This window comes from Vibrio sp. YT-19(2023) (assembly GCF_033337395.1).
In genome coordinates, this window is sequence record NZ_JAWOQN010000065.1 from 1 (window position 1) to 7,864 (window position 7,864).

A 7,864-nucleotide genomic window follows, 5' to 3' on the forward strand; every position below is an offset into this window, starting at 1 on the left:
GGCGCTGGACTAAACAAAGGCCCCCTTTTAGGGGGCTCACACAAAGCCACCTTCTTTAGAAGGTGGTAATTTACTTTGGTGACGATTGACCAGAATTATGCCCAATCAATGGCTTCGCCTGCGTGCTTTTCACACTCTTGCTTCACCATTTCAAATAGCTCCATACCCGTTTTTGAGCAGGTCCATTTACCTTCAATAAGCTTGAAGTGGAAACCACCAGATTTGGACGCTAGCCAGATCTCATGCATCGGCTCTTGGCGATTAATGATGATTTGGCTGCGGTCTTCAAATTCCAATGTCATTACGTTGCCAGTGACTTCGTAATCAATGTCTGCGCCTGAATCATCGATGGATTCTTCGATGATTTGCATCTGCGCATCCACCAGTTGATGAAATTCAGTATCGTTCATCCGTCTATCCTATTGCTTTTCCTGAGTGTGGTGCGATTATAGGGGGCATTGATTCAATAATCACGATATGCGAAATGAAAAAATTAGTTACTGTGTTGTTTGTGATGGTTGCCGCGACCTTAGCGGGGTGTGGTCAGTCTGGCTCATTATACATTCCAGATGACACTCAACAGAATGAGCAATCACAATAAATAACCGCACCTTAGGGTGAAATTAGGGTTCAGCAGTCGAATAAAATAAGGGAAGCGAATTTTGGATTACTTCAACTATCAGGATGATGGCCAGCTTTGGGCCGAAGACGTCCCACTTCAAGCTCTTGCAGAGCAATATGGCACTCCTCTTTACGTATATTCTCGAGCCACGCTAGAGCGCCATTGGAAGGCGTTTGATAGTGCTGTGGGTCAGCATCCTCACCTGGTTTGCTACGCGGTGAAAGCCAACTCAAACTTAGGCGTATTGAACACGCTAGCGCGTTTGGGATCGGGTTTTGACATCGTGTCGGGTGGTGAACTTGAGCGTGTGATTGCCGCAGGCGGTGATCCGAAAAAAGTCGTTTTCTCTGGTGTTGGTAAAACACCGGCAGAGATGAAGCGCGCTCTTGAGCTAGGTATCAAATGTTTCAACGTTGAATCTGAGCCAGAGCTAGAACGTTTGAACAAGGTTGCGGGTGAGCTTGGTGTGATTGCGCCAATTTCTCTGCGTATCAATCCAGATGTCGACGCGAAAACACACCCTTACATTTCGACTGGTCTTCGCGACAATAAATTCGGCATTGCGTTTGATCGTGCGCCAGATGTTTATAAATTCGCGCAAAGCCTGCCTAACTTGAATGTGCAAGGTATCGACTGCCACATAGGTTCTCAGCTGACCAATATAGACCCATTTATCGACGCGACAGACCGTTTATTAGCTCTGATTGATGATTTAAAAGCGCAGGGCATTAACATTCGTCATCTTGATGTCGGCGGTGGTTTGGGTGTGGTCTATCGTGATGAATTACCACCTCAGCCTTCTGATTACGCCAAAGCGTTACTAGGCCGTCTTGAAAATCACCAAGACTTGGAGCTGATCTTTGAGCCAGGCCGTGCAATTGCTGCGAACGCAGGTATCTTGCTAACGCGTGTTGAGTTTTTAAAACATACTGAGCATAAAAACTTTGCGATTATCGACGCTGCAATGAACGACTTGATGCGTCCTGCGCTATACCAAGCATGGCAAGATATTGTGCCAGTTTCACCGCGAAAGGGTGAAGCACAGACTTACGACTTGGTTGGTCCTATTTGTGAAACCGGCGACTTCTTGGGTAAAGATCGCGCACTCGTTTTGCAAGAAGGTGATCTACTCGCGGTTCGTTCAGCAGGTGCCTATGGTTTTGTGATGTCTTCGAACTACAATACTCGTACCCGAGCGGCAGAAGTGATGGTGGACGGTAAACAAAGCCACTTAGTTCGCCAGCGTGAGGAGCTGACCAGTTTGTGGCAGCTGGAACAGATTCTACCGGAGTAACACACAACAAATGCATTTCCACTTTTCCAAAATGCACGGTTTGGGCAACGACTTCATGGTCGTCGACTGTATTACCCAGAACGTGTTTTTCTCGCAAGACCTGATCCGCCGCTTGGCGGATCGTCATACTGGCGTTGGTTTTGACCAATTGCTTGTGGTAGAGGCCCCTTACGACCCTGAAACCGACTTCCATTATCGGATTTTTAATGCCGATGGTAGTGAAGTTGAACAGTGTGGTAACGGTGCACGCTGTTTTGCCCGCTTTGTTCGCTTGAAGGGGCTGACCAATAAATACAGCATCAGCGTGAGCACCAAGAAAGGAAAGATGATTCTCAACATCGAAGATGATGGGGAAGTGACGGTCAACATGGGCGTGCCAGAGTTTGAACCGAACAAAATTCCTTTCAAAGCGAAGCAAAAAGAGAAAACTTACATCATGCGAGCAGGCGACAATACCTTGTTTTGTGGTGCTGTGAGCATGGGTAACCCGCACGTAGTGACCGTGGTCGACGATGTGGATACGGCAGAAGTGGAAACTCTCGGTCCGCTGCTTGAGTCGCATGAGCGTTTCCCAGAGCGCGTCAACGCTGGCTTTATGCAGGTGGTGAGTCGTGACCATATTCGTCTTCGAGTTTACGAGCGAGGCGCAGGAGAAACACAAGCTTGTGGTAGTGGTGCATGCGCGGCAGTCGCGGTTGGGATTCTGCAGGGCTTGTTGGATGAAAACGTTAAGGTTTCTCTACCTGGTGGTGAATTGCGAATTGCATGGCAAGGCCCTGGCAAGCCGTTGTTTATGACCGGACCTACAACGCATGTATTTGATGGTCAATTGTCTTGCTAGTTGAAGAAAAAGGAAACGGTTTGTCTCAAGTAGAAACAGATGCCTTAACGGCTGAAGTAGTGGCCGAGTACCTCAAAGATCATCCAGACTTTTTTGTGCAACGTCCGGAGCTTGTGGATCGTTTATCTTTCCCACACTCAGACTTAGGCGCGGTATCTTTGGTGCACATCCAAATGAATCGCCAACGTCAGCGCATTGAAGAGTTAGAGGAAGAGATCACTACACTAATGTCGCTTGCGGCGAACAATGATCGCACCTTTTACGAATTTATGGATTTGCAGGGGCAGATTCTAAAGTGTGGTGACTTTAAACAAGTCATTCATTCTATCGAAGATAAAGCCAAAGCATTGGGCTTACGTGCGTTTGTTCGGTTGTTTAGTCAATGCGACGCATCGATTCAATTGAGTAAGGAAAGTTATCAACGCTTTGCGACCACTCACTTAAATGGCAAAGATGCGTACTTAGGACGTCTTCGCAAAGTAGATCGTGAAGCTTTGTTTGGCAACATGGAAGTGCCGGAAATGGGGTCCTATGTGGTACTGCCGCTCGTGAAACAGCAAACACTGGGCGTGCTTGCTTTTTCTAGTGAAGATGGCGGCCATTTTCAGCCAGATATGGATACCTTGTTTTTGCGTCACCTATCATTAGTAGTGGCACATCTCGCTCAAACACTGGTATGGCAAAGTTACGATGACGACAACTCCCAACACTCCTCTGCCAAATAGTCTGCAAAAGCCTCTTGAGCGCTTCTATGAATTCTTACGAAGCGAAAAGGGGCTTAGCCTACATACTCAGCGCAATTACAAACAGCAGCTAGAAACTATGGCGCAGCACCTAGCTGAAATGGAGCTCAAAGATTGGTCTCAAGTGGATGCTGGTTGGGTGCGCCAATTAGCAGGTAAGGGCATGCGAGAAGGCATGAAAGCCAGCAGTTTGGCAACGCGCCTCTCATCGCTGCGTAGCTTTTTCGATTTCCTTATTCTGCGTGGCGAGATGTCGGCTAACCCAGCCAAAGGGGTTTCAGCACCTCGCAAAAAACGCCCGTTGCCCAAAAACCTCGATGTTGACGAAGTGAGCCAATTACTTGAAGTCAACGAGGACGACCCGCTGGCTGTGCGCGATCGCGCCATGATGGAGCTGATGTATGGCGCCGGTTTACGTTTGGCTGAGTTGGTGGGTGTGGATGTACGTGACGTACAACTGCGTAGTGGTGAGCTTCGTGTTATTGGTAAAGGCGATAAAGAACGTAAAGTGCCGTTCTCTGGGATGGCAACCGAGTGGGTTGGGAAGTGGTTACGCGTTCGTGGTGATTTAGCCGCTCCAGGTGAGCCCGCCTTGTTTGTATCTAAGCTCGGAACGCGTATTTCGCATCGTAGCGTGCAAAAGCGCATGGCTGAATGGGGGCAGAAACAGTCTGTCGCAAGCCATATTAGTCCGCATAAATTGCGTCACTCATTTGCGACACATATGCTCGAATCAAGCAATAACTTACGTGCGGTGCAGGAGCTTTTAGGGCACGAGAACATTTCGACGACCCAAATCTATACGCACTTGGATTTCCAACATTTGGCGCAAGCCTACGACCAAGCCCACCCACGCGCACGTAAAAAGAACGGGGAGTGAGCCGAAGTATGAAATTTTATCGCCGTATCGAGCCTATTAAGGCAATGACCTTTGACCTAGATGATACCCTCTATGACAACTATCCTGTGATCGTTCGCATGGAGCGTGAGTTGCTATCTTGGCTCAAGCACCATCATCCAGCGGTTGCCCATATGAACAAAGCGGATTGGTTTGCTCTCAAGCAGCGTGTTGTGCAGCAACAACCCGAGCTGAAGAGCGATGTCACTTTATGGCGTTTAGTGCAACTTCAGCAAGCCTTCTCCCAAGTAGGCTACGACGAAGACGCAGCACATGCCGCCGCGAAAGCCGCAGTAGACGTTGCGTTGGACTGGCGTAACCGTTTTGAAGTGCCGCAGCAAAGCCTCGATGTACTGGAGGAACTCGCGCAGCACATCCCGTTGGTAGCAATCACCAACGGTAATGTGGATTTAGACCGCATCGGTCTTACGCCTTATTTCCAACAGGTACTTAAAGCAGGACCAGATGGATTGGCGAAACCCGCAACCGATATGTTTACTAAAGCGAAGCGATTCTTGGATATTCCTGCGGAGAATATTCTGCATGTCGGTGATCATCTAACCACGGATGTGCATGGTGCAAAGTTGGCTGGTTTTGCAGCCTGTTGGTTTAATGATATGAATAAAAATGTCATTAACCATTCAAAAACACGTACTTTACCTGATATTGAAATCAATAGTTTGCAGCCGTTACTCACACTTTTTTAATTGCTTTCGCATTAATCCATTCTAATCTCATTTTGTGTCTAGAAAAGCAGCGCAAAGCCACGTAAATTATTCTCTATTAAATAAAAATAGTAACGCCACACGTCGTGGTGAAGATAGTGTTACGGCAGTGGTAGGTCCATGCGAGCTTTTTCAAAACTGGTTCACGATGTCAGTCAACTGAATGACTTTTTAGTCACTTTTCCGACTTCCTCAGATAAACAATATTTAGTACAAATATTGTCGACGCAATCGCGCGAAATTACGACTACACTTGCAGACGCCGTTTTGTCGTCGCTGCCGAATGCTCATGTTATGGGGCATAGTACGCGTAATGTGATTCTGGAAGGGGAGATATTTACCTCTGGTTGCCTAGTGAGTGTGATTGAATTTGAGCAAACCACGCTGACTTCTGCGGTACAAACATACTCTTACTCCCCTGACATTGATGGCGGGGAGCTCAAGCGCTCTCTTCTAATGCAGCATAATTCACAGGTGATCCTCAGCTTTGCTGTGCAAATTGAACGACGTGACTATCCCTTGTTTCAAACCTTCGCCAGTGAAGAAGTAGTGATTTCTGGAGGGTTGGCGCAGAGTATTGACGATGGCTGCTGGGTGCTATATCAAAACCGAGTTTACGATAACGCTGTGGTTGCCGTAGCTTTGCACAGTGATACTTTGAAGCTATGGACTGATGCGTATTCGGAATGGAACCCGATTGGCATGCCACACAAAGTCACTCATGCAAAAGGAACGCGCTTGTATTGTCTAGGTGAGAAGAAAGCGCTGGACGTATACAAGCGTTACTTGGCGGATGGCCATGACGTGACGCTGAGTCAACTGCTCAGCTTTCCTTTGTATCGAGAAAGCTTAGGGCGAAAGGAAGTTTGTACGGTAACGGAGCTGCACGCTGATGGCAGTATGAGCTTCGACAGGCCCTGGTGTCTTGGTGACGAAGTGCAATTTTGCTATAACCATCCCTCGTTAACGCTCGAGCAAGTGCGGCATGGTGTGGTTGAGTTAGCCATGCACCAACCTGAAGTCGTGATGATTTTTAACTGCGCGTCACGGTTAGACTTTATTGACAGCAGCGACGAAGTCCAAGCCTTCAAAGATATTGCGACGACGTTTGGTAGTTACTGTATGGGGGAACTGCATGGTGGTATTGGTCAGCCCGAAATTCTTCATCACAGCCTGACGTATTTAGCGATGCGAGAGGGAGACGAAGTGCAAACATTGAACTTGCCTAAGTCGCCCGTTAGCTCCTCTATTTCACCGTTGTTTAGCTTGATTCGAAATGCGATCGGCGATCTCAACCATATGAACGCGCATATGGGATATCAACTCGATCGCCAAACGCGCAAGTTACAAGAAAGCTATCGACGCGACAGTCGTACGGGGTTACAAAACCGGGTCGCATTGCAAGAGCGGCTGAGTAACATCGATTTGGATGAGCATTTGTTGACTCTAAAGCTACTTAACTTTAGTCATATCAACGAAAAATACGGCTACCGAGTGGGAGATCAATTACTCAAAGATCTCTCAATGCACTTTACGAATCGACTACGAAAGCGTTTCGGCATGCCAACGGCTTTGCAGCTTTATAGTATTGGGGTTGGTGAGTGGGCATTCATATTTAAAGCTGACCAAAGCAGCGAAACCATCAAACAGCACTTTACGCGTTTTGCCGATGCGGTAGAACAAACTAATTTTGAGCCAATTGGTCTACGTGAAATAGATTATCTTTCTATCTCGCTATGCGGCGGCTTAGTGAGTCGTCGAGATTTTCCATCCGCTTCAGTAGATGAGCTCTTACTCAAAGGCATCGAAGCGAGGCGCTCCGGTGTACGCAGTAATACCCATATCTGTAATGCGAAAGATATTGAAGTCAGTGAGGATGTGCGTAAAGAGCAACTTGGATGGCTAAGTTGCGTCAGTAGAGCCATTCTCAAACAGAATATCATCACTTATAGCCAACCCATTGTGCATGCGGGTAGCCACAAATTGGCAAGCCAAGAATGTTTGGTTCGTATTCTGGAAGCCGATGGAACGGTGATTGCGCCAGGGCGTTTTCTGCCAATTATCTCTGATACGCATCTTTACACTCGACTAAGTCGGCACATGATTCATTCTACGTTGCATTATATGCGAGATAAGCAAGGTGACTTTTCTATAAACTTATCGCCGCAAGATTTGCTCAGTGATAAAACTTTAATGCTTTTAGAGCATGAAATTAGCCAGCTAAATGACCCAAGGCGAATTGGTTTAGAAGTGCTGGAATCTGAGCAGATCAAAGACTACGGCCGAATGATAGAAGTGTGCAGTCATTTTAGAAGCTTAGGGGCGCGTATCATTGTTGATGACTTTGGGTCCGGTTATTCGAATATCGATGAAATCCTAAAGTTGGAGCCAGAAGTCATAAAGCTCGATGGCAGCTTGATTCGTGATATTGATAAAGACTTAAAACAGCGCAAGATCGCTTCCCAGTTGGTGCGTTTGTGCCAGGTGTTTAACGCGGAGACGGTGGCGGAGTTCGTCCACAATCAGGAGGTGTGTACCATTGCACAAGACATGGGGGTGGATTATTTGCAGGGTTACTATCTTGGCGAGCCGACTCGACTGTTTTAATGATGTTTCACGTGAAACTTCTTGTCGTAAAAAACGCAGCGTAGGCTGCGTTTTTTGTTTTCAGCCCTAAACCACCTACTTCAGTAGGTGGTTATCATCCGTTTCGGCTTTGCCTGTAAAACTACTCATGCTAA

8 protein-coding genes are annotated in these 7,864 nt (G+C 47.2%); 7 read left to right on the forward strand and 1 reads right to left on the reverse strand.

All coding sequences use genetic code 11. The annotated features are described in order from the left end of the window. Positions 1-95: 95 nt before the first annotated feature. Entirely contained in the window at positions 96-410 is a 315-nt protein-coding gene (gene cyaY, locus R7E78_RS23600; RefSeq protein ID WP_005383391.1) for an iron donor protein CyaY, read from the reverse strand. 74 nt (positions 411-484) lie between these two features. Here cyaY and lptM point away from each other — a divergent pair, with 74 nt between their 5' ends. From lptM to R7E78_RS23635, 7 genes are all read left to right on the forward strand, one after another. Beyond that, entirely contained in the window at positions 485-601 is a 117-nt protein-coding gene (gene lptM / locus R7E78_RS31225; RefSeq protein ID WP_005378746.1) for an LPS translocon maturation chaperone LptM, read from the forward strand. 61 nt (positions 602-662) lie between these two features. Continuing rightward, on the forward strand, positions 663-1,916 hold the full coding sequence (gene lysA, locus R7E78_RS23610) for a diaminopimelate decarboxylase (protein ID WP_005378745.1): 1,254 nt from the start codon (positions 663-665) through the stop codon (positions 1,914-1,916). A 10-nt stretch (positions 1,917-1,926) separates the two neighbouring features. Next, complete coding sequence (dapF, locus tag R7E78_RS23615; protein WP_005383396.1) at positions 1,927-2,757, forward strand: diaminopimelate epimerase; 831 nt, start codon at positions 1,927-1,929, stop codon at positions 2,755-2,757. After that, a complete protein-coding gene (locus R7E78_RS23620) occupies positions 2,751-3,482 on the forward strand; it encodes a DUF484 family protein (RefSeq protein ID WP_174844528.1) in 732 nt (243 codons plus the stop codon). The genes dapF and R7E78_RS23620 overlap by 7 nt, the downstream gene beginning before the upstream one ends. Continuing rightward, entirely contained in the window at positions 3,448-4,380 is a 933-nt protein-coding gene (gene xerC, locus R7E78_RS23625; RefSeq protein ID WP_262653896.1) for a tyrosine recombinase XerC, read from the forward strand. The genes R7E78_RS23620 and xerC overlap by 35 nt, the downstream gene beginning before the upstream one ends. Before the next feature lie 8 nt (positions 4,381-4,388). Beyond that, entirely contained in the window at positions 4,389-5,105 is a 717-nt protein-coding gene (gene yigB / locus R7E78_RS23630; RefSeq protein ID WP_053350826.1) for a 5-amino-6-(5-phospho-D-ribitylamino)uracil phosphatase YigB, read from the forward strand. A gap of 138 nt (positions 5,106-5,243) precedes the next feature. Continuing rightward, positions 5,244-7,730, forward strand: coding sequence for an EAL domain-containing protein (locus R7E78_RS23635; RefSeq protein WP_005383644.1), 2,487 nt, complete (start codon positions 5,244-5,246; stop codon positions 7,728-7,730). Positions 7,731-7,864 lie beyond the last annotated feature (134 nt).

What these genes read in the sequence shown, in the direction of transcription:
- cyaY (WP_005383391.1), bottom strand. Translation starts at nt 410, where the DNA reads ATGAACGATACTGAATTTCATCAACTGGTGGATGCGCAGATGCAAATC.
- lptM (WP_005378746.1), top strand. Translation starts at nt 485, where the DNA reads ATGAAAAAATTAGTTACTGTGTTGTTTGTGATGGTTGCCGCGACCTTA.
- dapF (WP_005383396.1), top strand. Translation starts at nt 1,927, where the DNA reads ATGCATTTCCACTTTTCCAAAATGCACGGTTTGGGCAACGACTTCATG.
- xerC (WP_262653896.1), top strand. Translation starts at nt 3,448, where the DNA reads ATGACGACAACTCCCAACACTCCTCTGCCAAATAGTCTGCAAAAGCCT.
- yigB (WP_053350826.1), top strand. Translation starts at nt 4,389, where the DNA reads ATGAAATTTTATCGCCGTATCGAGCCTATTAAGGCAATGACCTTTGAC.
- R7E78_RS23635 (WP_005383644.1), top strand. Translation starts at nt 5,244, where the DNA reads ATGCGAGCTTTTTCAAAACTGGTTCACGATGTCAGTCAACTGAATGAC.